This is a genomic window from Pseudomonas sp. A39 (assembly GCF_058145955.1).
The window spans coordinates 1-839 of record NZ_JBYVMD010000122.1 but is presented as its reverse complement, the minus strand read 5'-3'; the positions used below and the strand labels follow the sequence as shown (position 1 = coordinate 839).

General features: G+C 55.1%; 1 protein-coding gene. It reads right to left on the bottom strand.

Features of this window, described 5'->3' with window-relative positions:
- Positions 1-764: ATP-binding protein (locus AC3ZU9_RS31480; RefSeq protein ID WP_490091799.1), on the bottom strand; the 764-nt coding region annotated here is incomplete at its 3' end.
- Positions 765-839 lie beyond the last annotated feature (75 nt).

Sequence of the window (839 nt, the reverse complement as noted above, 5' to 3'; positions counted from 1 at the left end):
ATTTCCACGCCGATGCCGTCTTCTCGCTGGATGTTGAAGTGGAACACCTGGTTGACCGCAGTCTTGTTGGTGTTCAGATATTCAACGAATGCACGCAGACCGCCTTCGTACTTGAACAGCTCTTCCTTGCCGCTGCGTTCGTCCTTGAGGACGATACCCACACCGGAGTTGAGGAAGGACAATTCACGAATACGCTTGGCGAGGATGTCCCAGCTGAAGTGAATATTCTTGAAGGTTTCAGCCGATGGCTTGAAGTGGATCTGCGTACCGGTCGACTCGCTGTCGCCGACGATTTTCATCGGTTCTTGTGGAACGCCGTGGACGTAAGTCTGTTCCCAGATCTTGCCGCTACGGCGAACCGTCAGAATCAGTTCTTCGGACAGCGCGTTCACAACCGACACGCCCACGCCGTGCAAACCACCGGAGACTTTATAGGAGTTGTCGTCGAACTTACCGCCGGCGTGAAGCACGGTCATGATGACCTCTGCCGCCGAAACGCCTTCTTCTTTGTGCACGTCTACCGGAATGCCGCGACCGTTGTCGCGCACAGTAATCGACTCATCCGGGTGGATGATAATGCTGATGTCGTCGCAGTGACCGGCCAGAGCTTCGTCGATGGAGTTGTCGACCACCTCGAACACCATGTGGTGCAGACCGCTACCGTCATCAGTGTCGCCAATGTACATACCGGGACGTTTGCGTACGGCATCCAAACCTTTCAGCACTTTAATGCTGGTCGAGTCGTACGTGTTTTCTTCGCTCATGCCTTCACTCCCGATGGTCGTGGGTCTGGGTGATACGGCCTTGTTCCACGTGGAACAAAGCGACTGGCGTTTCCG